The organism is Klebsiella sp. BIGb0138 (genome assembly GCF_004342285.1).
Lineage (GTDB): Bacteria > Pseudomonadota > Gammaproteobacteria > Enterobacterales > Enterobacteriaceae > Klebsiella.
In genome coordinates, this window is the sequence record NZ_SMCV01000008.1 from 53,228 (window position 1) to 79,017 (window position 25,790).

Annotated in this window: 25 protein-coding genes and 5 tRNA genes; 9 read left to right on the top strand and 21 right to left on the bottom strand. The window is 58.0% G+C overall.

Annotation, left to right across the window (positions count from 1 at the left end; all coding sequences use genetic code 11):
- On the top strand, positions 1 to 1,539 hold the full coding sequence (emrB, locus tag EDF73_RS17800; protein WP_132730603.1) for a multidrug efflux MFS transporter permease subunit EmrB: 1,539 nt from the start codon (positions 1 to 3) through the stop codon (positions 1,537 to 1,539).
- A gap of 146 nt (positions 1,540 to 1,685) precedes the next feature.
- Positions 1,686 to 3,362 carry a 2-isopropylmalate synthase gene (gene leuA, locus EDF73_RS17805; RefSeq protein WP_132730401.1) on the top strand — a complete coding sequence of 559 codons (1,677 nt, stop codon included), beginning with the start codon at positions 1,686 to 1,688 and terminating at the stop codon, positions 3,360 to 3,362.
- On the opposite strand, the gene EDF73_RS17810 is transcribed toward leuA, so the two are convergent.
- From EDF73_RS17810 to mltB, 20 genes are all read right to left on the bottom strand, one after another.
- Positions 3,344 to 4,108, bottom strand: a complete 765-nt coding sequence (locus EDF73_RS17810) for a helix-turn-helix transcriptional regulator (RefSeq protein ID WP_132730402.1) — start codon at positions 4,106 to 4,108, stop codon at positions 3,344 to 3,346. The genes leuA and EDF73_RS17810 overlap by 19 nt on opposite strands.
- Before the next feature lie 51 nt (positions 4,109 to 4,159).
- Positions 4,160 to 4,675: an S-ribosylhomocysteine lyase gene (gene luxS / locus EDF73_RS17815; RefSeq protein ID WP_132730403.1), complete on the bottom strand. Its 516-nt coding sequence runs from the start codon at positions 4,673 to 4,675 to the stop codon at positions 4,160 to 4,162.
- Between the two features lie 163 nt (positions 4,676 to 4,838).
- Positions 4,839 to 6,395 carry a glutamate--cysteine ligase gene (gene gshA, locus EDF73_RS17820; protein WP_132730404.1) on the bottom strand — a complete coding sequence of 519 codons (1,557 nt, stop codon included), beginning with the start codon at positions 6,393 to 6,395 and terminating at the stop codon, positions 4,839 to 4,841.
- A 157-nt stretch (positions 6,396 to 6,552) separates the two neighbouring features.
- The gene (locus tag EDF73_RS17825; protein ID WP_132730405.1) at positions 6,553 to 6,981 is read right to left on the bottom strand and encodes a YqaA family protein; all 429 of its coding nucleotides are present in this window, start codon (positions 6,979 to 6,981) and stop codon (positions 6,553 to 6,555) included.
- On the bottom strand, positions 6,978 to 7,544 hold the full coding sequence (gene yqaB / locus EDF73_RS17830) for a fructose-1-phosphate/6-phosphogluconate phosphatase (RefSeq protein ID WP_132730406.1): 567 nt from the start codon (positions 7,542 to 7,544) through the stop codon (positions 6,978 to 6,980). The genes EDF73_RS17825 and yqaB overlap by 4 nt, the downstream gene beginning before the upstream one ends.
- 119 nt (positions 7,545 to 7,663) lie before the next feature.
- Entirely contained in the window at positions 7,664 to 7,978 is a 315-nt protein-coding gene (locus EDF73_RS17835; RefSeq protein WP_132730407.1) for a BON domain-containing protein, read from the bottom strand.
- A gap of 327 nt (positions 7,979 to 8,305) precedes the next feature.
- A tRNA-Arg gene (locus EDF73_RS17840) sits at positions 8,306 to 8,382 on the bottom strand.
- Positions 8,383 to 8,567: 185 nt separating this feature from the next.
- Positions 8,568 to 8,644: transfer RNA gene (locus EDF73_RS17845), tRNA-Arg, on the bottom strand.
- Positions 8,645 to 8,831: 187 nt separating this feature from the next.
- Positions 8,832 to 8,908 (bottom strand) — tRNA-Arg (locus EDF73_RS17850).
- Between the two features lie 197 nt (positions 8,909 to 9,105).
- A tRNA-Arg gene (locus EDF73_RS17855) sits at positions 9,106 to 9,182 on the bottom strand.
- A 4-nt stretch (positions 9,183 to 9,186) separates the two neighbouring features.
- Positions 9,187 to 9,279 (bottom strand) — tRNA-Ser (locus EDF73_RS17860).
- 324 nt (positions 9,280 to 9,603) lie between these two features.
- Positions 9,604 to 9,789 (bottom strand): carbon storage regulator CsrA, encoded by a 186-nt coding sequence (gene csrA / locus EDF73_RS17865; protein WP_000906486.1) that lies wholly within the window; start codon positions 9,787 to 9,789, stop codon positions 9,604 to 9,606.
- 238 nt (positions 9,790 to 10,027) lie between these two features.
- A complete protein-coding gene (gene alaS, locus EDF73_RS17870; RefSeq protein ID WP_132730408.1) occupies positions 10,028 to 12,655 on the bottom strand; it encodes an alanine--tRNA ligase in 2,628 nt (875 codons plus the stop codon).
- A 132-nt stretch (positions 12,656 to 12,787) separates the two neighbouring features.
- Positions 12,788 to 13,288, bottom strand: coding sequence for a recombination regulator RecX (recX, locus tag EDF73_RS17875; RefSeq protein ID WP_132730409.1), 501 nt, complete (start codon positions 13,286 to 13,288; stop codon positions 12,788 to 12,790).
- A gap of 68 nt (positions 13,289 to 13,356) precedes the next feature.
- The gene (gene recA, locus EDF73_RS17880; RefSeq protein WP_132730410.1) at positions 13,357 to 14,421 is read right to left on the bottom strand and encodes a recombinase RecA; all 1,065 of its coding nucleotides are present in this window, start codon (positions 14,419 to 14,421) and stop codon (positions 13,357 to 13,359) included.
- 80 nt (positions 14,422 to 14,501) lie between these two features.
- Complete coding sequence (pncC, locus tag EDF73_RS17885) at positions 14,502 to 14,999, bottom strand: nicotinamide-nucleotide amidase (protein ID WP_132730411.1); 498 nt, start codon at positions 14,997 to 14,999, stop codon at positions 14,502 to 14,504.
- A gap of 139 nt (positions 15,000 to 15,138) precedes the next feature.
- Positions 15,139 to 16,017: a metal ABC transporter substrate-binding protein gene (locus EDF73_RS17890; RefSeq protein ID WP_132730604.1), complete on the bottom strand. Its 879-nt coding sequence runs from the start codon at positions 16,015 to 16,017 to the stop codon at positions 15,139 to 15,141.
- Between the two features lie 9 nt (positions 16,018 to 16,026).
- Entirely contained in the window at positions 16,027 to 16,890 is an 864-nt protein-coding gene (locus tag EDF73_RS17895) for a metal ABC transporter permease (RefSeq protein WP_132730412.1), read from the bottom strand.
- On the bottom strand, positions 16,887 to 17,597 hold the full coding sequence (locus tag EDF73_RS17900; protein ID WP_165905740.1) for an ATP-binding cassette domain-containing protein: 711 nt from the start codon (positions 17,595 to 17,597) through the stop codon (positions 16,887 to 16,889). The genes EDF73_RS17895 and EDF73_RS17900 overlap by 4 nt, the downstream gene beginning before the upstream one ends.
- A gap of 206 nt (positions 17,598 to 17,803) precedes the next feature.
- Positions 17,804 to 18,874, bottom strand: a complete 1,071-nt coding sequence (mltB, locus tag EDF73_RS17910; RefSeq protein WP_165905741.1) for a lytic murein transglycosylase B — start codon at positions 18,872 to 18,874, stop codon at positions 17,804 to 17,806.
- A gap of 298 nt (positions 18,875 to 19,172) precedes the next feature.
- On the opposite strand from mltB, the gene srlA reads away from it, so the two are divergent.
- The 7 genes from srlA to gutQ all read left to right on the top strand — a co-directional run bounded on the left by srlA (position 19,173) and on the right by gutQ (position 24,141).
- Complete coding sequence (gene srlA / locus EDF73_RS17915) at positions 19,173 to 19,736, top strand: PTS glucitol/sorbitol transporter subunit IIC (RefSeq protein ID WP_132730416.1); 564 nt, start codon at positions 19,173 to 19,175, stop codon at positions 19,734 to 19,736.
- On the top strand, positions 19,733 to 20,710 hold the full coding sequence (locus EDF73_RS17920) for a PTS glucitol/sorbitol transporter subunit IIB (protein ID WP_132730417.1): 978 nt from the start codon (positions 19,733 to 19,735) through the stop codon (positions 20,708 to 20,710). Before srlA ends, EDF73_RS17920 begins: the two co-directional genes overlap by 4 nt.
- A 13-nt stretch (positions 20,711 to 20,723) precedes the next feature.
- Positions 20,724 to 21,086 (top strand): PTS glucitol/sorbitol transporter subunit IIA, encoded by a 363-nt coding sequence (gene srlB, locus EDF73_RS17925; RefSeq protein WP_132730418.1) that lies wholly within the window; start codon positions 20,724 to 20,726, stop codon positions 21,084 to 21,086.
- Between the two features lie 17 nt (positions 21,087 to 21,103).
- The gene (srlD, locus tag EDF73_RS17930; protein ID WP_132730419.1) at positions 21,104 to 21,883 is read left to right on the top strand and encodes a sorbitol-6-phosphate dehydrogenase; all 780 of its coding nucleotides are present in this window, start codon (positions 21,104 to 21,106) and stop codon (positions 21,881 to 21,883) included.
- Positions 21,884 to 21,978: 95 nt separating this feature from the next.
- Positions 21,979 to 22,338: a transcriptional regulator GutM gene (gene gutM, locus EDF73_RS17935; RefSeq protein ID WP_132730420.1), complete on the top strand. Its 360-nt coding sequence runs from the start codon at positions 21,979 to 21,981 to the stop codon at positions 22,336 to 22,338.
- Between the two features lie 71 nt (positions 22,339 to 22,409).
- Complete coding sequence (locus EDF73_RS17940; protein WP_132730421.1) at positions 22,410 to 23,183, top strand: DNA-binding transcriptional repressor; 774 nt, start codon at positions 22,410 to 22,412, stop codon at positions 23,181 to 23,183.
- The gene (gene gutQ, locus EDF73_RS17945; RefSeq protein WP_132730422.1) at positions 23,176 to 24,141 is read left to right on the top strand and encodes an arabinose-5-phosphate isomerase GutQ; all 966 of its coding nucleotides are present in this window, start codon (positions 23,176 to 23,178) and stop codon (positions 24,139 to 24,141) included. The genes EDF73_RS17940 and gutQ overlap by 8 nt, the downstream gene beginning before the upstream one ends.
- Here gutQ and norR read toward each other — a convergent pair.
- The gene (norR, locus tag EDF73_RS17950; RefSeq protein ID WP_132730423.1) at positions 24,104 to 25,648 is read right to left on the bottom strand and encodes a nitric oxide reductase transcriptional regulator NorR; all 1,545 of its coding nucleotides are present in this window, start codon (positions 25,646 to 25,648) and stop codon (positions 24,104 to 24,106) included. The genes gutQ and norR overlap by 38 nt on opposite strands.
- Positions 25,649 to 25,790 lie beyond the last annotated feature (142 nt).

The window sequence follows — 25,790 nt, forward strand, 5'->3', positions numbered from 1 at the left end:
ATGCAACAGCAAAAACCGCTGGAAGGCGCGCAGCTGGTCATCATGACCATCGCGCTGTCGCTTGCGACCTTCATGCAGGTGCTGGACTCCACTATCGCCAACGTGGCTATTCCAACCATCGCCGGTAACCTTGGCTCATCCTTGAGCCAGGGGACCTGGGTCATCACCTCGTTCGGGGTGGCGAACGCGATTTCCATTCCGATCACCGGCTGGCTGGCAAAACGCGTCGGGGAAGTGAAGCTGTTCCTGTGGTCTACGGTGGCGTTCGCCATCGCCTCCTGGGCCTGTGGCATGTCCAACAGCCTGACGATGCTGATTTTCTTCCGCGTGATTCAGGGGATCGTCGCCGGTCCGCTGATCCCGCTGTCGCAAAGTCTGCTCCTCAGCAACTATCCGCCGGCCAAACGCTCTATCGCGCTGGCGCTGTGGTCGATGACGGTGATCGTCGCACCGATCTGCGGGCCGATTCTCGGCGGCTATATCAGCGATAACTACCACTGGGGCTGGATATTCTTTATCAACGTCCCGATTGGCGTCGCGGTGGTGGTGATGACCCTGCAGACCCTGCGCAGTCGCGAAACCAGAACCGAACAGCGGCGGATCGACGGCGTCGGCCTGGCGCTGCTGGTTATCGGTATCGGTAGCCTGCAGGTCATGCTCGACCGCGGCAAGGAGCTGGACTGGTTCGCCTCGCAGGAGATTGTCATTCTGACAATTGTGGCGGTGGTGGCGATAAGCTTCCTTATCGTCTGGGAGCTGACCGATGACAACCCCATCGTCGACCTCTCGCTCTTTAAGTCGCGCAACTTCACCATCGGCTGTTTGTGCATCAGCCTCGCCTATATGCTCTACTTCGGCGCCATCGTGTTGCTGCCGCAGCTGCTGCAGGAGGTCTACGGCTATACCGCCACCTGGGCGGGTCTGGCCTCGGCGCCGGTCGGGGTGATCCCGGTAATCCTGTCGCCGATTATCGGCCGCTTTGCCCATAAGCTCGATATGCGTCGGCTGGTGACCTTCAGCTTTATTATGTACGCGGTCTGTTTCTACTGGCGCGCCTGGACCTTCGAACCCGGCATGGACTTCGGCGCATCGGCCTGGCCGCAGTTTATTCAGGGCTTCGCGGTGGCCTGCTTCTTTATGCCGCTGACCACCATCACCCTCTCCGGCCTGCCGGCGGAGCGGCTGGCGGCGGCGTCCAGCCTGTCGAACTTCACCCGTACGCTCGCCGGTTCTATCGGGACCTCGATAACCACCACCATGTGGAGCAACCGCGAGGCGCTGCACCATGCGCAGCTCACCGAATCGGTGACGCCATATAACCCGAATGCCCAGCAGATGTACGATCAGCTACAGGGCATGGGGTTGACCCAGCAGCAGGCCTCCGGCTGGATAGCGCAGCAGATAACCAATCAGGGGCTGATTATCTCCGCCAACGAAATTTTCTGGCTATCGGCGGCGATATTCATCCTCCTGCTCGGTCTGGTGTGGTTTGCCAAACCGCCCTTCAGCGCGGGGGGCGGCGGCGGCGGCGCCCACTAGGTTGCATCAAAAGGGATCTGCGGATCCCTTTTTTATTGCCGGATAAACCGGCCCGGTTGTCCAGTTTGCGCTAGTTTCTGTCCACTTTGCTAAAGCAGCCCTCTCCTGACTTCTGCAGGATAAAGATCCGATATGAGGAGAGAATCATGCTGAAAAACCCTGGCGAAAAATATCGCCCCTGGCCGCCGATTGCCCTGCCCGACCGCCGCTGGCCGGACAACCCGATAACCCATGCGCCGCGCTGGCTCTCCACCGACCTGCGCGATGGCAACCAGGCGCTGGCCGAGCCGATGGACGGCGCGCGTAAACTGCAGTTCTGGAACCTGCTGCTGGAGTGCGGATTTAAAGAGATCGAAGTCGCATTCCCGTCGGCATCCCAGACCGACTTCAACTTTGTCCGCCAGCTGATTGAAACGCAGCGTATTCCGCAGGATGTCACCATCCAGGTGCTGACCCAGGCGCGTGAGGATTTAATCCTGCGCACCTTCGAATCCCTGCGCGATGCCCACAGCGCCACCGTGCACCTGTATAACGCCACCGCGCCGCTGTTTCGCCGGCTGGTTTTTGGCATGGAAAAAGCGCAGGTGATTGAGCTGGCCACCCGCGCCACCCGTCTGATTCGCCAGCAGTGCGAGCAGCAGCCGCAAACCCGCTGGCAGTATGAATATTCCCCGGAAACCTTCTGTTTTACCGAGCCGGAGTTTGCCCTTGAGATCTGTGAAGCGGTGGCGGAAATCTGGCAGCCCTGTGCGGAACGCCCGATGATTATTAACCTGCCCGCCACCGTTGAGGTTAACACGCCCAACGTTTACGCCGACCAGATTGAGTTTTTCTGCCGCCATTTCTCCCGCCGCGCCGATGTCTGCATCAGCGTTCATCCGCACAACGACCGGGGGACCGGCGTCGCCAGCGCCGAACTGGCGGTGATGGCGGGCGCCGATCGCGTGGAAGGTTGCCTGTTTGGTAACGGCGAGCGTACCGGTAACGTCTGTCTGGTCACCCTGGCGATGAACCTCTACAGCCAGGGCATTGACCCACGCCTCAGCTTCCCGGACATGAAACGGGTGGTGGAAGTGGTGGAGAACTGTAATCAGCTGCCGGTTCACCCGCGCCATCCGTGGGCCGGAAGCCTCGCCTACACCGCCTTTTCCGGTTCGCACCAGGATGCGATTAAGAAAGGGTTTGATGCCCGACGGCCCGGCGATCGCTGGGAGATGCCCTATTTACCTGTCGATCCGCAGGATATCGGCTGCAGCTACGAGGCGGTGATTCGCGTCAACAGCCAGTCCGGCAAGAGCGGCAGCGCGTGGTTAATTGAACAGAATCATGGACTGAAGCTGCCCCGCGCGCTGCAGCAGGATTTCAGCCTGCACGTGCAACGTGAAACAGACAGCCACGGCAAGGAGATGACGCAAAATGCGCTGTGGCAGCTGTTTCGTGGCCGCTACGGCCTGGTCGCCGAGCCGCCGCTGGCGCTGCTGGACTATAAAAGCGATAGCCAGCAGGATGGCCAGCTCTCTTTACAGGCGACGCTGAGGGCCTATGGCGAGATCCGCCGGCTGCAGGGCCACGGCAACGGTCTGCTTTCCGCCGCCGCCAGCGGCCTCAGCGCGCTGCTCAGGCAAACGTTCGTGATTAAGGATTACCACGAGCATACCCTGGGCGAACGCAGCGACAGCCGTTCGGTGGCCTATATTCGCTGCATCTTCCCTGATGGCGGCAGCCGCTGGGGCGTCGGCATCGATAATGACGTGGCGCGCGCCTCGTTACAGGCGCTGTGCAATGCCCTCGGCGCAGGCGAGCGCTACGGCGAACGGAAGTAATCGCTGGGCGCCACGCCGATGACCCGGCGAAACATGGCGCTGAAGGCGCTGTGGCTGCCATAGCCCAGATCCAGCGCCACCCGCAGCACCGACTGCCCCTGCGCCAGGCGAACCAACGCTTCCATTAACTTCGCCCGGCGCACCCATTCACTCCAGGTCAGCGTGGTCTGCTGCTGAAAGCGACGGTTTAACGTCCGTTCGCTCATATTGCTCTCTGTCGCCGCCTGCTGGCTGCTCCAGGTTTCACCCGGCATTTCCCTCACCTTCTGGCATAAACGGCGCAGCGCCTCGCTCTGCGGCTCCATCAGGCCAAACGGCAGCATCGTCATGCCGCGAATCTCATCGAGGATCAATTCATAGACGCGCTCATCGCGGCTGCCGGGTTCGTAACGCTCGGCCAGCGCCAGCGAAGTGACGATCAGCTCACGTAGCAACGGCGTGATCTGGACGATCTGGCAGGATGAAGGGAGATCGGCGCGGGCCAGCGGATCGATGAACAGCGTCCGCGCCGCGACCTTACCGGTAATACGCAGCGCGTGGGGAGTGCCCGCGGGCAGCCAGACGCCACGCCCCGGCGGTACAACCCAGTAGCCCGCCGGGGTTTCCACCCGCACCACGCCGCTGAGGATGTGTAACAGCTGGGCGCAGTCGTGCTGATGCCACGGTTCACTCTCACCGTGAGCGTAATCGTGGGCAAAGGGCACCAGCGAGCGGTGCTGAAAAGAGAAGGTTACGGTCGTCGACATGCGGCGCAGGAATTTCGGCCCGACGGAGATCGCCGGACCGAGGCAGAAGAACTAGATATGCAGTTCTTGCAGGGTTTCTTTCGGCAGCGCCAGCTCATCGTTGCTGTTGATACGTACGTCGCGCTCGATGATATGGCGGGCAATCTCCTGAGCTTCTTCCAGCGAGTGCATGGTATAGGTGCCGCACTGGTAAACGTTCAGTTCAGGGATCTGCTTCTGATCTTTCACTTTCAGTACGTCAGCCATTGCCGCTTTCCAGGCATCCGCTACGCGCTGCTCGTCCGGCGTGCCGATCAGGCTCATATAGAAGCCCGTGCGGCAGCCCATCGGAGAGATGTCGATAATTTCCACACCATTGCCGTTCAGGTGATCGCGCATGAAGCCCGCGAACAGGTGCTCAAGAGTATGGATACCTCTTTCCGGCATCACTTCCTGGTTTGGCACGCAGAAACGCAGATCGAACACGGTGATTTCATCGCCGTGCGGCGTGTGCATTTTCTTCGCGACGCGCACCGCCGGTGCTTCCATGCGAGTATGGTCGACTGTGAAACTATCTAACAACGGCATTCTTCACCTCCGATAGTGATTTTTTTTAAAATAAAATGAACTCTTCTTACACCCGCGAGTCTGAGTAGATGAAAGACGCGCATTTATTATCATCATCATCCCTGAATCAGAGATGAAAGTTTGGCCACATTGATGTGGCCTTTTTCTTTTGTACTGCTTTTTACTACGCGTGTCTTGCCAACAGCGCTTCAAACGGCTCGCTATCTTCCGCTTCTATCTGCTGTTGACGCAGCGCCGACGCTTCGCGCTCGGTGATAAAATCCTCTTCACGCAAAATTTCCAGCGGTTCTTCGCGCAGCATCGTACGATAATGATCGGCCAGCTCTCTACCGGTGCCGCCAATCCCTTCTTCAAGCATAGAACGCAGAATGCGGGCTGAGAAAGTTAATTGCGGATCGTCGAAGCTGGCAACCAGTTCATCGCATACCTGTTGATACTCTTTACCACCGTGAATGCTATCTAAGGTTTGCGCCACGCGGCGCAAATCGCGGAACAGATCTTTACCCACCGTGGACAGTGGGAACTGCGCGCTTTCACAGCCAATGCCCAGCGTCAGCCCCGGTTTACGCCCTTCAAGAATCACCCGATTCCAGTTGGCGCGCGTACACAGGAGCTCATCGCTGCTCATTTCCGGCGCGTCGGCCAGCACGCACCAGACCATAAACAGGTCGAGGAAACGAACCTGCTGCTCGTCAACGCCAATCGGCGAGAACGGGTTAATATCCAGCGAACGCACTTCGATATATTCAATACCGCCGCGCAGCAGCGCGTCAGAAGGCGTTTCGCCGCTGCGGGTCACGCGTTTCGGGCGGATAGGCGCGTAGAGTTCGTTCTCAATCTGCAGAATATTGCTGTTGATTTGCAGGTACTTACCGTCTTTCTCCAGGCCAATCTGCGCATACTCTTCCGACGGGGTTTTAATCGCCCGCTTCAATCCTGCCACATACTCATGCAGATCGTTAAACGTAATTCCGAGATTGCTTTGCGACTTATTGGTATAGCCAAGATCGCTCAGGCGCAGAGAAGTGGCGTAAGGCAGGTAGTACATGCCATTTTGCGCTTTCTCAAACGGCAGCGTCGTCGGTTTCCCTTGCAGGAACGACGCGCAGATAGCCGGAGAGGCGCCGAACAGATACGGGATCACCCAACCAAAGCGGTAGTAATTGCGGATCGAGCGGAAATAGCCGGCGGAAATCGCCTCTTTACCGCTTTCCGCATCGGCAACGCCGCATTTCGCCTGCCAGAATGCCATCGGCAGGGAGAAGTTATAATGCACGCCGGAGATGGTTTGCATCAGCGCGCCATAGCGATTCTTCAACCCTTCACGATATAGCGTTTTCAGGCGACCGATATTCGAGGTGCCGTACTGCGCCAGCTCGATATCCTGGCCAGGGGCAATATAGCAGGGCATGCTCAGCGGCCACATCCGTTCATCGCCCAGGTGACGCGCGGTATAGCGATGAACGTCGCGCATAATGGTCAGCATATGCTGAATATCGCCATCAACTGGCGTAATGAACTCCAGCAAAGCCTCGGCAAAATCGGTAGTAATCCATTTATGGGTCAGCGCCGAGCCCAGGGCCTGAGGGTGACCGGTTGTCGCCAGTGAACCATCGGCATTGACGCGCAGCGTTTCACGCTCAAGACCACGTTGGATACCCTGCAGGGCCTGTGGATTTTTTTCCAGCCAGGCCAGCGCCTGTGATACGTCCGGGATCAATTTGACCTCCCGCCTGTCGAAATCGTTTGAATAAGCATAATTGTAATGGTGACCATACAGGCTATTCCAGAAGATGTTATTGTTGCAGCCCGTTGAGACCTGTCCCACGTACGGTGCAGATGCATAACGGCCTGCCGGGATAGTCTTAGTTCCACAATTAGTGCCACCACGTCATGCCCTGAAGCGTTAGCGCCGCAATAACGATATAGCGTAACGCTTTGCCAAGGCATAAGAAAAAAAGTACTGGTCCCCAGGAAATGCGCATCCATCCCGCCAGTAAACACAGCAAATCGCCGATAACCGGCGCCCAGCTGAGTAATAATGTGACCGCGCCATAGCGCCGTAGCCAGCCGGACGCTTTATCCTGCCAGCGCGATGTTTTGCGCAGCGGAAACAAACGCCCCAGAATAACGTTAGTTACCCCCCCAAGGCTATTGCCGATTGTTGCTATTAATACCAGTAGCCACGGTTGGCTGACTCCCGTAAGTAGCATAGCGACCAGCACAACTTCCGAATTGCCGGGAAGTAAGGTGGCGCTCAGAAAACTGCTGGCAAGCAGCGAGATCAGCGACAGAGCGTCGCTCACAGCAAGCGCACGTCCACGGCGTCCATCCCCGCACGCTTCGCCGCCTGTAGCCCAAAATCGGCATCTTCAAAAACGACGCATTTTTCCGGCGCAACGCCCATGCGTTCTGCGCACAGCAGGAAAGTATCAGGGGCCGGCTTATGGTTCTGGACATGATCGGCCGCCACCACCGCCGCGAAATAGTGCCGCAGATCGAGATGGGCGAGCAGCGCCTCGGCAACCGCGCTTTCGCTACCGGTGCCAACCGACATTGGCCGACGGCCGTGCCACTCCTTGACCACCTCAATCAGCGGTAAGGGACGCACGCTATCCAGCAGCATCGCTTTCACCGCCGCGGTTTTTTCCTGCGCCAGCCGGTGCGGATCCAAATCAGCATGGTTCAGTTCGATAATCGCCTGGGCAATACGCCAGGTAGGAGAACCATTGAGCGCGACCATCGCCTGCTCGTCGAAATGCATACCGTAACGCCCTAAAACCTCATGCCACGCCTTACGATGCGTCGGCTCGGTATCAAGGATGGTGCCATCCATATCGAAGATCAGTCCTGCGTAACGTTCGTACATCGTGTTCTCACAAACCGGATAAGAAAACGTTACTTTATCGCAAAAGGCACATATTGTCGCGGCCGCTGGAGAAGCAACAAAGGCGCCATCAGGCGCCTTTGTCATCGTAATGCGGTGGTTTATTTGATTTTTAAATCATTCTCAACCACGCGAACGCCCTGAACTCTGCGGGTCACTTCTACCGCGCGGCTGGCATCCTTAGCCGACGAGACAAAGCCACTCAGCTGCACGCGCCCTTTAAAGGTCTGCACGCTGATTTCAGTGGACTTAATATCCTTTTCGTTAAACAGCGCGGTTTTGACTTTGGTGGTGACGACGGTATCGTCGATATAGCCACCGGTGCTTTCTTTGGTGGACGATCCGGCACAACCGGCCAAAGATACGGCCACCAGAAGCGTCGCGCAAAACGCAGGTATTGCTTTGAACCATTTCATGGATTTCTCTCCTTGCACTCATCTCACCCGAATCAGGTCGAAATATACGGGTAAATTATAGTGGAAAGAATCACTTGCCAATAAAAAAGTTCAAAAGAGAAGTGCCGAACAGAGATGACTGAAGAGTTTTTTGCAAGAAAACGCAGATAGAAGGAAGGAAATTATTTTCGCGAGATAAGGATAATTCACAGAAAAGATGGTGCACCCGGGAGGATGACTCACTTCCCTCGCCCTGTGGGCCGTTGCTGATGCAACGTTATCCTCCCTGGCGCTGGCGATTATCTCGCAGACCATGCAACAACAGTCTTCCTGTTATCGCGGAGAAGATGGTGCATCCGGGAGGATTCGAACCTCCGACCGCTCGGTTCGTAGCCGAGTACTCTATCCAGCTGAGCTACGGATGCATCGGGGAACTGCTTTACGACTGATTCCAGCGTTACCGCTGTTAACCCAAAGAAGATAGTGCATCCGGGAGGATGACTCACTTCCCTCGCCCGTGGGCCGTTGCTGACGCAACGTTATCCTCCCTGGCGCTGACGATTATCTCGCAGACCATGCAACAACAGTCGTCCTGTTATCGCGGAGAAGATGGTGCATCCGGGAGGATTCGAACCTCCGACCGCTCGGTTCGTAGCCGAGTACTCTATCCAGCTGAGCTACGGATGCATCGGGGAACTGCTTTACGACTGATTTCAGCGTTACCGCTGTTATCGCGGAGAAGATGGTGCATCCGGGAGGACGACTCACTTCCCTCACCCTGTGGCGCCGTTGCTTACACAACGTCATCCTCCCAGGTACTGGCGATTATCTCGCAGACCATGCAACAACAGTCGTACTGTTATCTCAGGAAAGATGGTGCATCCGGGAGGATTCGAACCTCCGACCGCTCGGTTCGTAGCCGAGTACTCTATCCAGCTGAGCTACGGATGCATCAGGGAGAACTTGCTTTACTACGCGTCAGTGCCACAACTAACACTTGCCACACTGAGTAAGATGGTGCATCCGGGAGGATGACTCGGCTTTCGCCTCGCCCTGTGGGCCGTTGCTTATGCAACGTTATCCTTCCTGGTGCCGGCGGTTATTACCGCTACCCCACCACCTCTTCATTGCTGAAGAAATGGAAAATATGGTGCATCCGGGAGGATTCGAACCTCCGACCGCTCGGTTCGTAGCCGAGTACTCTATCCAGCTGAGCTACGGATGCAAAATGGCGGTGAGGCGGGGATTCGAACCCCGGATGCAGCTTTTGACCGCATACTCCCTTAGCAGGGGAGCGCCTTCAGCCTCTCGGCCACCTCACCACACGCCTCTTACGAGTGCTTCGAAGAACTTGTTTCCGCTCTTCGTCGCTGCGATGGCGCACATATTACTTTCTGGTACTTATAAGTCAAACAATTTTTCGAGACCTTTTTCCGTTTGCACACTTACCGCGCAATTAGCCTGCAAAAACGGCAAAAAGAGTGTTTTATCAACAGGAATTCAGCGGGTTCCGCCCGCGAAAGCCAAAAGATAAATGTCGCGGAGGGTAGGCAATAAACAAAAAAATAGAGGCTGCAGGAGAAGAAAAGTGAGAAAAACCGCTGGCTGTTGGGATGCGCCTCACGGAATCGCGAGGCGCGAAAACCTTAGTAACTGGACTGCTGGGATTTTTCAGCCTGGATACGCTGGTAGATCTCTTCACGATGCACGGAGACTTCTTTAGGGGCATTAACGCCAATACGAACCTGGTTACCCTTAACCCCTAAAACTGTCACAGTGACCTCATCTCCAATCATGAGGGTCTCACCAACTCGACGAGTCAGAATCAGCATTCTTTGCTCCTTGAAAGATTAAAAGAGTCGGGTCTCTCGTATCCCGGCATTATCCATCATATAACGCCAAAAAGTAAGCGATGACAAACACCTTACGGTGTAAGCAGTCACGGCATCACATTCTGTTAAACCTAAGTTTAGCCGATATACACAACTTCAACCCGACTTTATCGTTATCAGTGCTTCTCTCGCACGATACCGTAATCCGGGGATCACGGCATCTATGCATTTATAGTTATTACAGTTTTGCGCTGACCCAGCCTTTCACACTGGCTAACGCTGAAGGGAGTGCAGACGCATCGGTACCACCGGCCTGAGCCATATCCGGACGACCGCCTCCTTTGCCACCCACCTGCTGGGCGACCATTCCAACCAGCTCCCCCGCCTTCACGCGATCTGTCACATCCTTAGACACACCGGCAATCAGAGAAACCTTACCATCCGCTACCGTGGCTAACACGACAACCGTTGAACCCAGCTGGTTCTTCAGGTCATCAACCATGGTACGCAGCATTTTCGGCTCAACGCCGGTCAGCTCGCTGACCAGCAGCTTAACGCCATTAATCTCTTCCGCTTTGCTGGAGAGATTTGCGCTCTCCTGCGCCGCAGCCTGCTCTTTCAGCTGCTGCAGTTCTTTTTCCAGCAGACGCGTACGCTCCAGCGCGGCACGCACTTTATCGCCGAGGTTGTGGCTGTCGCCCTTCAGCAAGTGGGCGATGTCACCCAGCACATCGCTTTGCGCATGCAGGTTAGCGATCGCAACTTCACCGGTCACGGCTTCAATACGACGCACGCCCGCAGCGGTCCCGGATTCAGACGTAATGCGGAACAGGCCGATATCGCCGGTACGCGAGGCATGCGTACCGCCACACAGCTCGGTGGAGAAATCACCCATGCTCAGCACGCGAACGCGATCGTCATACTTCTCGCCGAACAACGCCATCGCGCCGGACTCCCGCGCCGCATCGATATCCATAATGTTGGTTTCAACCGGCAGGTTGCGACGGATCTGCGCATTGACCAGATCTTCCACCGCCCGAATCTCTTCCGGCTTCATGGCTTCGAAGTGAGAAAAATCAAAGCGCAGCGCTTTGTCATTCACCAGCGAGCCTTTCTGCGCCACGTGCGTACCCAGAACCTGGCGCAGCGCGGCATGCATCAGGTGAGTCGCAGAGTGGTTCAGGCGAATACGCTGGCGACGAGCCCGATCGACATCAGCCTGTACCGCGTCGCCCACTTTCAGCGCGCCGCTGGTCAGTTTACCAATATGGCCGATGGCCTGACCGTATTTCTGCGCATCGTTGACCACGAAGGAGAAGCCGGCGCCTTTCAGTTCGCCTTTATCGCCCACCTGACCGCCGGATTCCGCATAGAACGGCGTCTGGTCCAGAATCACCACCGCGTCCTGGCCGGCTGCGACGGTATCAACCGCTTTACCATCGATGAACAGCGCGGTCACTTTCGCATTCAGTTCCAGGTGGTCATAGCCTTTAAACTCGGATGCGCCGTCAACGCGAATCATCGCGTTGTAGTCGGCGCCGAAACCGCTGGACTCGCGCGCGCGGCGACGCTGCTCTTCCATCGCCGCTTCAAAGCCCGCTTCGTCGACTTTAATGTTGCGTTCGCGGCAGACGTCAGCGGTCAGGTCAACCGGGAAACCGTAGGTATCGTACAGACGGAAAGCGGTTTCGCCATCCAGGGTGTCGCCTTGCAGTTTTGCCAGCTCTTCATCCAGCAGCGCCAGACCACGCTCCAGGGTACGGGCAAACTGTTCTTCTTCCGTTTTCAGCACCTGCTCAACCTGGGCCTGCTGCTGCTTCAGCTCTTCGCCCGCGGAGCCCATCACCTCAATCAGCGGGGCAACCAGTTTCCAGAAGAAGGTCTCTTTCGCGCCCAGCATGTTGCCATGACGCACGGCACGACGAATGATGCGGCGCAGCACGTAGCCACGGTTTTCATTCGACGGGATCACGCCATCGGCAATCAGGAACGCGCAGGAACGAATATGGTCAGCGATAACGCGCAGCGACTTGTTGGTCAGATCGGTGGCGCCGGTGACTTTCGCCACGTTCGCGATCAGGTTGCGGAACAGGTCGATGTCATAGTTGGAGTTCACGTGCTGCAGAACGGCAGCGATACGCTCCAGACCCATACCAGTGTCGACGGACGGCTTCGGCAGCGGCTCCATGGTACCGTCAGCCTGACGGTTAAACTGCATGAAAACGATGTTCCAGATTTCGATGTAGCGATCGCCATCTTCTTCCGGGCTCCCCGGAGGACCGCCCCAGATGTGGTCGCCGTGGTCGAAGAAGATTTCGGTGCACGGGCCGCACGGGCCGGTATCGCCCATCTGCCAGAAGTTGTCAGAAGCGAATGCCGCGCCTTTATTGTCGCCAATGCGAATAATACGTTCCCGCGGAACGCCGACTTCATTAGCCCAGATATCAAAGGCTTCGTCATCGGTTTCGTAGACGGTTACCCACAGTTTATCTTTCGGCAGCGCAAACCAGTTTTCACCGGTCAGCAGTTCCCATGCGTACTTGATGGCATCCTGCTTGAAGTAATCGCCGAAGCTGAAGTTACCCAGCATTTCAAAGAAGGTATGGTGACGCGCGGTGTAACCGACGTTTTCCAGATCGTTGTGTTTACCGCCCGCACGCACGCAACGCTGCGCGGTCGTCGCGCGAGAATAATGACGTTTGTCGAGACCCAGGAAAACATCCTTGAACTGGTTCATCCCGGCGTTGGTAAACAGCAGGGTCGGGTCGTTGTGCGGCACCAGGGAGCTGCTTGCAACTACCTGATGTCCCTTGCTATGGAAAAAATCGAGAAACGCCTGACGGATCTCAGCGGTGCTCTTGCTCATAATTATCCTGAAATCAAGCTAACGAAATGTCGCAGGAAGCGACTGCCCGGTTTTGCAACCGGCAGGCTACCTCACGGAAATAAGTGGGGATAAGATAAGTTTTCTTTACGGGGAAGTAAAATACCCGATGGGTCAATCTGCAAAATTTCGCCAGATTTCCTGAATATCTTCCATCAAATAGCCGCGGTACAGTAAAAAGCGCTGGATTTTAACTTTTTCGGCAAATGCCGTTGGTAGCGGTTCGCCAAACTTGCGCTGCGCCTGCGCTTTCGCCAGCGCCGCCCAGTCGATGTCGCACTCGCGCATGGCGCTTTCGCTGACGTCACGTGGAATACCTTTCTGGTTAAGCTCCTGACGAATGCGCGCCGGGCCATAGCCTTTGCGGCTGCGGCTGGCGATGAACTGACGGACGAAACGGCCGTCATCGAGGTAGCGGTTTTCGCGGCACCAGGCGATGACGGTATCCACCTCTTCCGGCGTCACGTCCAGCGTTTCAGGGCCATTTTTCCCCAGTACCGGGGCGGCAAGCTTACGCCGCAGCTCCTGTTCACTATGGTCGCGCATGGCCAGAATACGAATCGCGCGGTCCAGCAGGCGGGCGTAGCCGGAACGGCGGGATGAAGGTTCAGTCACAGGCACCTCGGCAATCCAAAAGCAAAAGGGCTGCATCCGCAGCCCTTAGTCGTCTTTTCCGAAGATTATCAGAAATCTTCGTGGGTTTCTTCTGCACCCGCTCCGTTGCCGTCAACCGCGAAGTCCGGAGTGGCATCCTGGTTGTTCAGCAGCAGTTCACGAACTTTTTTCTCGATCTCTTTTGCCGCAGCCGGGTTCTCTTTCAGCCAGGAGATAGCGTTCGCTTTACCCTGACCAATTTTGTCGCCGTTGTAGCTGTACCATGCGCCAGCTTTCTCAATCAGCTTCTCTTTCACACCCAGGTCAACCAGCTCTCCGAAGAAGTTAATCCCCTCTCCGTAAAGAATCTGGAATTCGGCCTGTTTGAACGGCGCGGCAATTTTGTTTTTCACCACTTTCACGCGGGTTTCGCTACCCACGACGTTATCGCCCTCTTTCACCGCCCCGATACGGCGGATATCCAGACGCACGGAGGCGTAGAATTTCAGCGCGTTACCACCGGTGGTGGTTTCCGGGTTACCGAACATCACGCCAATTTTCATACGGATCTGGTTGATGAAGATCAGCAGGGTGTTGGACTGCTTCAGGTTACCCGCCAGCTTACGCATCGCCTGGCTCATCATGCGCGCCGCGAGGCCCATGTGAGAGTCGCCGATTTCGCCTTCGATTTCCGCTTTCGGCGTCAGTGCCGCCACGGAGTCGACGACGATAACGTCTACCGCGCCAGAGCGCGCCAGCGCATCACAGATTTCCAGCGCCTGCTCACCGGTGTCCGGCTGAGAGCACAGCAGATTGTCGATATCTACGCCCAGTTTGCGCGCATAAACAGGGTCCAGCGCGTGCTCCGCATCGATAAAGGCGCAGGTTTTGCCTTCGCGCTGCGCGGCGGCAATCACCTGCAGGGTCAACGTCGTTTTACCGGACGATTCTGGCCCGTAGATCTCGACGATACGGCCCATCGGCAGACCGCCGGCGCCGAGGGCGATATCCAGTGAAAGCGAGCCGGTGGAGATAGTTTCCACATCCATGGAACGGTCTTCACCCAGGCGCATGATGGAGCCTTTGCCGAACTGTTTTTCAATCTGGCCCAGTGCTGCCGCCAACGCTTTCTGTTTGTTTTCGTCGATAGCCATTTTTACTCCTGTCATGCCGGGTGGAACCGGGTGGTGAATTCTGTTCTGTTGAGGCAATTATACTGTATGGTCATACAGTATCAAGTGTTTTGTAGAAATTGTTGCCAGAGGAGTTTCAAGGCATACGCCGCGGCCTGGCGGCGCACCGCTTCCCGGTCACCGGCGAAACATTCACATCGGGTGACGCCCTGCCCGTTCGCGCAGGCGACGGCAAACCACACGATTCCGACAGGCTTTTCCGCGCTGCCGCCGTCCGGGCCGGCGACGCCGCTCACCGAGATAGCATAGGTGGCGCGCGCGGCGCGCAGCGCGCCTACCGCCATCTCGACCACCACCGGCTCGCTCACCGCGCCGTGCTCGAGCAGCGTCACTTCGCTGACGCCGATCATCTGCGATTTAGCTTCGTTGCTGTAGGTCACGAACCCGCGTTCAAACCATGCTGAGCTGCCGGCAATATCGGTGAGCGCTTTCGCAATCCAGCCGCCGGTACAGGACTCCGCCGTCGTCACCGTCGCGGCGCGGGCTTTCAGCGCCAGCCCAACCTGTTCGCTCAGTTGCATTAATTCCGAATCTGTCATTATCGCCCCGTTTAAGCCAGATAAAGAGGCCATCAAAGATAGCACTTTCAGCACAGATATGGGGATGAGGTGATGAATTTACGAGGAGGCTTGCGAAAATGGGCGGCCCCGACACACGCGGGACCGCAAAAAGAGCCTGTTACTTCATGCTGGCCGCGATCAGTTCTACGTTGTGGCGCATCATTTTCACATAGCTATCCGCCACGCCGCCGGGTTTCGACAGCGCTTCCGGGTACAGCTCGCCGCCCGGCTGCGCCCCTGTCGCGTTCGCAATCTGTTTCACCAGCCGCGGGTCGAGCTGGTTCTCCATAAACCAGGTCCGCACGCCATCGGCCTTGATTTGTTTAATCAACGCCGCGACCTGCGCCGCGCTGGCTTCGCTTTCCGATGACAATCCCTGCGGCGCAAGGAAGGTCACGCCATAGGCCCGACCAAAGTAACCAAAGGCATCATGGCTGGTCAGAACCTTGCGTTTAGCCACCGGAATCGCGGTAAACTGGCTCTTCGCCCAGCCGTCGATCTCCTTCAGCTGGCTGATATAACGCTGTCCGGACGCTTCCAGCGCGGCTTGATCCTGCGGGTCGGCTTTCACCAGTCCGTTGAGGATATTCTGCGCGTAGAGCGCGCCGTTCGCGGCGCTGTTCCAGGCATGCGGATCGGTGACCGTTTTACCATCTTCATCCAGAGTGTGCGTTTTCACTCCGCTTGAGGCCACCACCAGCTCGCCTTTAAAGCCCGAAGCTTTAATTAATCTATCGACCCATCCTTCCAGACCGAGGCCGTTGACCACCACCACATCCGCCTTGCTGAGCAGCGCGCTGTCCTGCGGCGAAGGTTCAAAGGTATGCGGATCGCCGTCCGGGCCGACCAGCGTACTCACCTGCACATGCTCGCCGCCCACCTGCTGCACCATATCGCCAAGCACTGAAAAGCTACTGACCACGTTGAGCGTTTTCGCCATCGCCCCCTGCGTTGCCAGCCCTAATGCCAGCGCCAGGATGACTGCGGTACGTTTCATCATATTTCCTTACCCCATTAATTTGCGCCAGCTGACGACCAGTCGGCTGCGCGTGCCAAAAAACACCGAAATAAAAAAGATCCCGCTGGCGGTCAGCACAATCGATGGCCCGGCGGGTAAATTCGCCGTCCACGACAGGCTCAACCCCATCCAGGCGCAGAAGCCGCCAATCAGCGCCGCCAGCAGCAGGGTGCCCGGCAGCGTACGCGCCCAGCAGCACGCGGCGACCGCCGGCAGCATCATCACCCCCACCGCCATCAGCGTCCCCAGCACCTGGAACCCCGCCACCAGGTTCAGTACCAGCAGCGCCAGGAACAGACCGTGCAATAGCGCCGGCAATCGGGGACTGTTCACCTGTAGCCAGGCGCTATCAAAGGCTTCACTCACCAGCCCCCGATAAAGCAGCGCAATGCAGATTAACGTCAGGCTGGCGACCCCGGAGACAAACAGCGCGGCGTCGTTATCGACCGCCAGAATCGAACCGAACAGCAAATGCAGCAGATCAACGCTGGAGCCGCGCAGCGAAACCAGGGTCACCCCCAGCGCCAGCGATCCCAGATAGAACCCGGCAAAGCTGGCATCCTCTTTCAGCGGCGTGCGCCGACTGACCCAGCCCGCCACCAGCGCCACCACAATGCCGGCGATAAAGCCGCCGATAGTCATCGCCAGCAGCGACATCCCGCTGACCAGGTAACCCACCGCCACGCCGGGTAAAATCGCGTGCGACAGCGCATCGCCCATCAGGCTCATCCGGCGCAGCAGTAAGAAGACCCCCAGCATGGTGGTGCTCAGGGAGAGCGCCAGGCACACCAGCAACGCCCGGCGCATAAAGCCGAACTCGATAAAAGGCTGAAAAAAGGTATGCCAGATCATGCCAGCCTCGCAGAGCCGAAGGCGGGAAGGACCTCATCGGTATCGCCCCAGCGGGCGCGCTGCGGTTCCAGCAGCAGCGTTTCCGGGAAATGCTCCGCGACACGGTGGTTATCATGCAGCACCGCCAGCACCGTCTGCCCCTGCTGGTGCATCTCGAGGATCAGCGTCATCAGCTCACGGCTGGTTGATTCATCAATCCCGGTAAAAGGCTCATCAAGCATCACCAGCGGCGCCTGCTGCACCATCACCCTGGCAAACAGCATGCGCTGGAACTGGCCACCGGAAAGCGCTTCGATCGGCGTTGTCGCCATGGATGCCAGCCCCACCCGCTCCAGCGCCGCGCCGATGCGCCGGCGGAAGTCTTTGCCTATTCCGCGTAGCAACGAGACGTGCGGCCAGGCGCCCTGGCTCACCACATCCCGTACCGTCAGAGGAAACTGCGATTCCAGAGCGTGGCGCTGCGCCAGCCAGCCAATGACCGGGCGCGACCGCGTCCAGCGCAGCCTGCCGCTCACCGGAGGAATAAAACCGGCCAGCGTTTTCAGTAGCGTCGATTTACCGCAGCCGTTCAGCCCGACAATAGCCGTCAAGCTACCCGCAGCTATCACCCCATTCAGCGCCGGCGTAATCGCCAGCTCTTCGTAACCCGCAACCAGATGATCCAGTTCAATCATGGCAGGGCTACCGCCCACCAGCTTGCCAGCCACAGCACCGCCAGTAACGCGCAGGCGATACCCACACGTACCGCCGCGGAAGTCATAAAAAGAGAAGTCACCTTTCCTGCCCCAATAAATACGTTATAACATAACATTATTAGATCGACAGAAAAATGTAAATCAGCGGCAACGAAAGGAAATGCTGCAAAATGTAACAGGCTCCCCTCATGGCAGAGGGGAGCGACAAGGCAGGATGACTATCCGCGGGCCTGCGAAACGGCCAGACCCAGCTGCCAGACGGCCATCGCGTAGTGGGTGCTGTGGTTATAGCGGGTGATGGTGTAGAAGTTCGGCAGCCCGTACCAGTATTGATAGCCGGTACCGACATCCAGCCGCAGCAGGCTGGCCTGCCGGTGGTTCCCCAGCGGTTGCGTCGGCGTCAGGCCCGCCGCCGTGAGCTGGGAAATGCTGTATTGCGTTTTGAAGCCATTATCCAGGCCCGGCGCCTGGCCCAGCGCCTGCACCGCGACCGGATCGCCGCTCACCCAGCCGTGCTGTTTGAAGTAGTTGGCCACGCTCCCGATAGCGTCCACCGGATCCCACAGGTTAATGTGCCCGTCGCCGTTGAAATCCACCGCATACTGCCGGTATGAAGACGGCATAAACTGGCCGTAACCCATCGCGCCAGCGAAAGAACCTTTCAGATCCAGCGGGTCATCCTGTTCGTTGCGCGCCATCAGCAGGAAGGTTTCCAGCTCGCTGGAAAAATACTCAGCGCGGCGCGGGTAGTTAAAGGAAAGGGTCGCCAGCGCATCAAGGATGCGGGTTTTACCCATCACCCGTCCCCAGCGGGTTTCCACGCCAATGATCCCGACGATAATTTCCGGCGGTACGCCGTAAACCTGCCAGGCGCGGTTCAGCGCGTCCTGATACTGATCCCAGAACACCACGCCGTTCTGCACGTTATCCGGGGTGATGAACTGTTTTTTGTAGCGTAGCCAGGCGCCGTTCGGCCCGGTGGGCGGCAGCCCGCTCGGCGCCTGGCGATCCATCAGGCGCAGAACATAATCCAGACGTTTGGCCTGGGAGAGGATTTCATGGAGCTGCTGCCTGTCGAAGCCGTGTTTGCTCACCATCTTATCGATGAACTGCTCCGCCGCCGGGTTATTGGCGAAGTCGCCCCCCATTTGCATCACATTATGCTGCGGCTCGAGCAGAAAACCGCCGCCTCCTGTCGTCTCCGCTTGCGCGGTGGCTTTAGGTTTACTGCTACAGGCAGCGAGGAGAACACACAAGGGGAATAAAGCCAGATAGCGACGCTTCAGCATGGGACATCCATTTAACAAATTCGGCAAAGGATAATTATGGTAAAACATGCGCCCGTAAACAAGGAAGCGGCAATCGATTTGCCGACGAAATTGTCCCCTCGCCCTTCCCTTCTGCGGTTTATCCCTATCGCTACCTTCCCCCTTTGTGGCGGTGAAAATCGGTCCTCTTCGCTCATAATATTTCAAAATAAAATATTTATCTTTCATTTTGCGATCAAACTAACACTTTTAAATCTTTCAAAGTGATTAAAATCAGCTGCCAGTTAGCAAGAAAAATAACACTCTGAAGGAGAGAACAATGATTGAAGTCATTACCCACGGCGCCGAATGGTTTATCGGCCTGTTTCAGAAGGGGGGCGAGGTGTTTACCGGTATGGTCACCGGGATCCTGCCTCTGCTGATCAGTCTGCTGGTGATCATGAACGCGCTGATCAACTTTATCGGTCAGCAGCGGATCGAAAAGCTGGCGCAACGTTGCGCCGGTAACCCGATCTCCCGCTATCTGCTGCTGCCCTGCATCGGCACCTTCGTATTCTGTAACCCGATGACCCTCAGCCTCGGGCGCTTTATGCCTGAGAAGTACAAGCCCAGCTACTATGCGGCGGCCTCTTACAGCTGCCATTCGATGAACGGTCTGTTCCCGCATATCAACCCCGGCGAGCTGTTTGTCTACCTCGGCGTCGCCAGCGGGCTGACCACCCTTGGCCTGCCGTTAGGGCCGCTGGCGGTGAGCTATTTACTGGTGGGGCTGGTCACCAACTTCTTCCGCGGCTGGGTCACCGATCTGACCACGTCGATCTTTGAGAAAAAAATGGCCATCCAACTTGAACAGAAAGTCCGTCTGTCCGGAGCAACATCATGATGCGTATTCGTATTGAAAAAGGCGCCAGCGGCTGGGGCGGCCCGCTTGAGCTGGAGGCCGTTGCCGGTAAAAAAATCGTCTACATTACCGCCGGAACTCGCCCGGCCATCGTCGACAAAATCGCGAAGCTGACCGGCTGGCAGGCCGTGGACGGTTTCAAAGAGGGCGAGCCGCCGGAAGAGGAGATTGGCGTCGCCATTATTGACTGCGGCGGTACGCTGCGCTGCGGACTCTATCCGAAGCGCCGCATCCCCACCGTGAATATCCACGCCACCGGCAAGTCCGGCCCGCTGGCGCAGTACATCGTCGAAGACATTTACGTCTCCGGCGTAAAAGAAGAGAACGTTCACGCGCTGGGCGACAGCGGCTCAGCGCAGCCCGAGGCAAACCCGGGCAAACCCGCGCCGCGCGATTATGACACCAGTAAAAAGATTACCGAACAAAGCGATGGCCTGCTGGCCAAGGTCGGCATGGGAATGGGTTCCGTGGTGGCGGTGCTATTTCAGTCCGGGCGCGACACCATCGACACGGTGCTGAAGACTATTCTGCCGTTTATGGCCTTCGTCTCGGCGCTGATCGGCATCATTATGGCCTCCGGCATCGGCGACTGGATTGCCCACGGCCTGGCGCCGCTGGCCAGCCATCCGTTGGGGCTGGTGACGCTGGCGCTGATCTGCTCCTTCCCGCTGCTGTCGCCGTTTCTCGGCCCTGGCGCGGTCATCGCCCAGGTCATTGGCGTGCTGATTGGCGTGCAGATTGGCCTCGGCAATATTCCTCCCCACCTTGCGCTACCGGCGCTGTTCGCCATCAACGCCCAGGCCGCCTGCGACTTTATCCCGGTAGGCCTGTCCCTTGCCGAGGCGCGTCAGGACACGGTGCGCGTCGGCGTGCCTTCGGTGCTGGTGAGTCGGTTCCTGACCGGTGCGCCAACGGTGCTGATCGCCTGGTTTGTTTCCGGATTTATTTACCAATAAGAGGTTCCTGAAGATGACCGTGATTTACCAGACCACCATAACGCGCATCGGCGCCAGCGCAACGCTGGCGCTGGATGAGGAGATGCTGATTACCTTTCGCGAAGGCGCCCCGGCGGATATCGAGGAATATTGCTTTATTCACAATCACGGCGAGCTGTCCGGCACGCTGACGCCGGGCGCAGAGCTCCAGCTTGGCGAGCGGCGCTATCCGGTCACCGCCGTTGGCGATGTCGCCGAACAGAATCTGCGGGAACTGGGCCATATCACGCTGCGCTTCGACGGCCATCGCGTGGCGGAATTTCCGGGGACGGTCCACGTGGCCGGCCCCGTGCCGGAAGCCATCGCTCCCGGCTGCATACTCAAATTTGTTGCTTAAGTGGTAAGGAGAATACTATGAGTCAGGTTGCTGTTGTCATTGGCGGTGGACAAACCTTAGGAGAGTTTCTGTGCCGGGGCCTTGCCGCCCAGGGGTACCGCGTGGCGGTTGTTGATATCCAAAGCGATAAAGCCACGCGCGTCGCGCAGGCCATCAACGCCGAATTCGGCGAAGGGATGGCATACGGCTTCGGCGCCGATGCGACCAGCGAAGCCAGCGTGACCGCCCTCGCTCGCGGCGTGGACGAGATTTTCGCCCGCGTGGATCTGCTGGTCTACAGCGCCGGGATCGCCAAAGCGGCCTTTATCAGCGATTTCGCCCTCGGCGACTTCGACCGGTCGCTGCAGGTGAATCTGGTGGGCTATTTCCTGTGCGCCCGCGAATTTTCACGCCTGATGATTCGCGACGGTATCCAGGGACGCATTATTCAGATCAACTCCAAATCCGGCAAAGTGGGCAGCAAGCATAACTCCGGCTACAGCGCGGCGAAATTCGGCGGCGTCGGATTAACGCAGTCGCTGGCGCTGGACCTGGCGGAGTATGGCATTACCGTCCATTCGCTGATGCTCGGCAACCTGCTGAAATCGCCGATGTTCCAGTCCCTGCTGCCGCAATATGCCAGCAAGCTGGGGATCGCCGAAGAGGAGGTTGAACAATATTACATCGACAAGGTGCCGCTGAAACGCGGCTGTGACTATCAGGATGTCCTGAACGTGCTGATGTTTTATGCCAGCCCGCAGGCCTCCTACTGCACCGGGCAGTCGATCAACGTCACCGGTGGCCAGGTGATGTTTTAACCCGTTGTCGCCCCGGCTCGCGCTGCGCCGGGGCAACAGGATTCCGCCCTCATCTCGCCTCCCGGGTTTACCGGGTACATATTCAGGAGAAGATTATGGTTAGCGCCCTGATCACCGTCGCCGCCATCGCCTGGCTGGCACAGCTGGCCCTCGGCGGCTGGCAGATTCGTCTGTTTAACCGCGCCTTCGATCGGCTCTGCCAGCAGGGCCGCGTCGGCGTGGGCCGTTCAACGGGCCGCTTCAAACCGCGCGCCATCGTCGCCATCGCATTCGATGACCACGACCGCGTGAGCGATACCCTGCTGATGAAAGGCCTGACCGTCTTCGCTCGCCCGCGGAAAATCCCGGCGATCAACGGAAAACTCCGCGAGGAATTGCGGCCAGATATGATCTTTCCCCAGGATCCTCTCTGTCAGAATGCACTATCATTAGCGCTTAAACCGAAACATGTATAATTTCGTTGTAAAAGTAAATATCTTGCGAAATTATCACTTCGAAACTTAACGCAGGATAGGATACCACCGCTATGAAACCACGTCAGCGCCAGGCAGCCATTGTTGAGCACCTGCAGTCGCAGGGTAAATGCTCGGTTGAAGAGCTGGCGCAACACTTCGGAACCACCGGCACCACCATCCGTAAGGATCTGGTGATCCTCGAAAATGCCGGCACCGTCATTCGAACCTATGGCGGAGTGGTTCTTAACAAAGACGAGCCCGACCCGCCTATCGATCACAAAACGCTCATCAATACCGACAAAAAAGCGCTGATCGCCGAAATGGCCGTACGCTATATCCACGACGGCGACTCGATCATCCTTGATGCCGGCAGCACGGTGCTGCAAATGGTGCCGCTGCTCAGCTGCTTCAATAACATCACGGTGATGACCAACAGCCTACATATCGTCAACGCCCTCTCCGAACTGGATAATGAACAAACGATTCTGATGCCCGGCGGCACCTTTCGTAAAAAATCAGCCTCCTTTCACGGACAGCTGGCGGAAAACGCCTTCGAGCAGTTCAGCTTCGACAAACTGTTTATGGGCACCGACGGCATCGATCTGAACGCGGGCGTCACCACCTTCAACGAGGTCTATACCGTCAGTAAAGCGATGTGCAATGCCGCGAGGGAAGTGATTCTGATGGCCGATTCATCAAAGTTTGGTCGCAAAAGCCCGAATATCGTCTGCGGCCTTGAGCGCGTGGATAAGCTAATTACCGATGCCGGTATCGATCCGACATTCCAGCGGGCGCTGGAAGCGAAAGGCATTGAAGTGATTATTACTGGAGAAGATCATGAGTAACTTTCTGTTAGAAGCCGGACGCCAGACCCTGTTACTGGAGCTACAGGAGGCCAGCCGCCTGCCTGAACGCCTGGGCGACGACTTCATCCGTGCGGCGGAAACCATCATCCACTGCGAGGGAAAACTGATCGTTTCCGGCATCGGTAAATCAGGCCATATCGGTAAAAAGCTGGCGGCGACCTTCGCCAGTACCGGAACGCCCGCCTTTTTCGTCCACCCGGCGGAAGCGCTGCACGGCGACCTCGGGATGATCGATAGCCGCGATGTGATGCTGTTTATCTCCTACTCCGGCGGCGCCAAAGAGCTGGATTTAATCGTCCCGCGCCTGGAAGAGAAAGCCATTCCCCTGCTGGCAATGACCGGTAAACCCGCCTCCCCGCTGGCGCTGGCGGCGAAGGCGGTGCTGGATATCTCCGTGGAGCGCGAAGCCTGCCCGATGCATCTTGCCCCAACCTCCAGTACCGTCAACACCCTGATGCTCGGCGATGCGCTGGCGATGGCGGTGATGCAGGCGCGCGGTTTCAATGAAGAAGATTTCGCCCGTTCGCACCCTGCCGGCGCGCTTGGCGCGCGCCTGCTGAATAAAGTACACCATCTGATGCGCCGCGATGCCGATGTGCCGCGCGTCGATCTCAACACCCGGGTCATGGACGCGATGCTGGAGCTGAGCCGCACCGGGCTGGGGCTGGTCGCGGTTTGCGATGCGCAGAACCGCGTGCAGGGCGTTTTCACCGACGGCGACCTGCGTCGCTGGCTGGTGGGCGGCGGGACCCTGGATGATGTCGTCAACGCGGCCATGACCCGCAACGGCGTCACCTTACAGGCGCAAAGCCGTGCGGTGGAGGCCAAAGAGCGCCTGATGAAGCATAAAATCAGCGCCGCCCCGGTGGTCGATGAAAACGGTCACCTGGTGGGGGCGATTAACCTGCAGAACTTTTATCAGGCCGGGATTCTTTAAGCCCCAGACGCTTCGCCAGCCGGTGCAGGTTGGCGACGTCCAGTTCCAGGGCACGGGCCGCCGCCGCCCAGTTACGCTGGTTATCCGCCAGCGCCCTGGCAATCGCCTCGCGCTGGAATGCCTCGGTCGCCGCACGGAGATTGAACGCCCGTAGGGGCGCGGCCGGCGTTGCGGCAGGCCGCTCAGGCACATCGCCGGCAAACTGAAAATGCGCCGGTTCCAGCCGTACGTCATTGCCGGCCTGCGTCGCCCTTGCCAGCACCACCGCGCGGTGAATCGCATGTTCCAGCTCGCGCACGTTGCCGGGCCACGGCCACTCGCGCAGCTTCGCCCGCGTCGCGTCGCTTAACAGCACCTGCGCCAGCCCCATCCGCGAACGGCACTGTTCGCAGAAATAGCCCGCCAGCAGCACCGCGTCATCTTCCCGATCGCGTAGCGCCGGAACCGACAGCGGAAACACGCTCAGGCGGTGGTACAAATCGGCGCGAAAGCGCCCCGCAACCACCTCCTGGCGCAGATCGCGGTTGGTGGCCGCCAGCACCCGCACGTCAACCCGCAGGCTGCGATCGTCGCCGACGCGCTGGATATCGCCATACTGCAATACACGCAGCAGCTTGGCCTGCAGCGCCAGCGACAGTTCGCCGATCTCATCGAGGAATAAAGTGCCGTTATCGGCCATTTCAAACTTGCCGCTGCGGTTGCTGATCGCCCCGGTAAAGGCCCCTTTCACATGCCCGAACAGCTCGCTCTCCGCCACGCTCTCCGGCAGCGCCGCGCAGTTGAGATAGACCAGCGGATTGGCGGCGCGCGGCGACCCCTGATGCACCGCTTTCGCCACCAGCTCTTTACCGGTGCCGGTTTCGCCGCTAATCAGCACGTTCAAATCCGACGCGGCGACAATATCGATCTCTTTTTTCAGCTGCCGCATCGGCGCCGACAGGCCGATAATCTCCTGACGTTCGGCAGGCGAATAGCTTACGTTCGCCTCCGGGAGCACGTTCTGATTCTCCAGGCGGGCGATAAGCAGCGCATTATTCAACGCCCCCGCCACCAGCGCCGCAATCAGGCGCAGCTCTTCATCACTGAAGCTGTCGAAACGGTCGGCATCCATCCCGTCGAGGGTCAGCGCGCCGATCAGCGTTTGCCCGGCGAACAGCGGCAGCCCCACGCAGGCGTGAACTTTCAGGCTCTCCTGGCCTGGAATCAGCCCGTCATAGGGATCGGGCAGATCGCTGTCCGCCGGGAAACGCACCACGTCGCCGGCGCGGGCAATGGCCTCCAGCCGCGGATGCCCTTCCAGCGCAAAACGCCGCCCCAGCACATCCTGAGCCAGCCCGTCGATGGCCAGCGGCACGAACTGACGCGCGTCATAGCGCAGCAGCGCCGAGGCATCGCAGCCCAGCGCCTGCCGCAGGGTGGCGATCAGTCGCGAAAAACGGTCGGCATGACCAATATCGCTTTGTAAATCAATGGCGATTTTCGCCAGCACGTCCACGGAAAAGCTCATCGTCGCCTCATTGTCTTTTTGACAGTAACCATTGTCATAACGACTATTTTAATCATTGTCATTTTGACAACAACCTTTTTAACCAGAAACACAAAACACATTAATAATCAACAAATTAAAAAGTTGGCACGCAACTTGATAT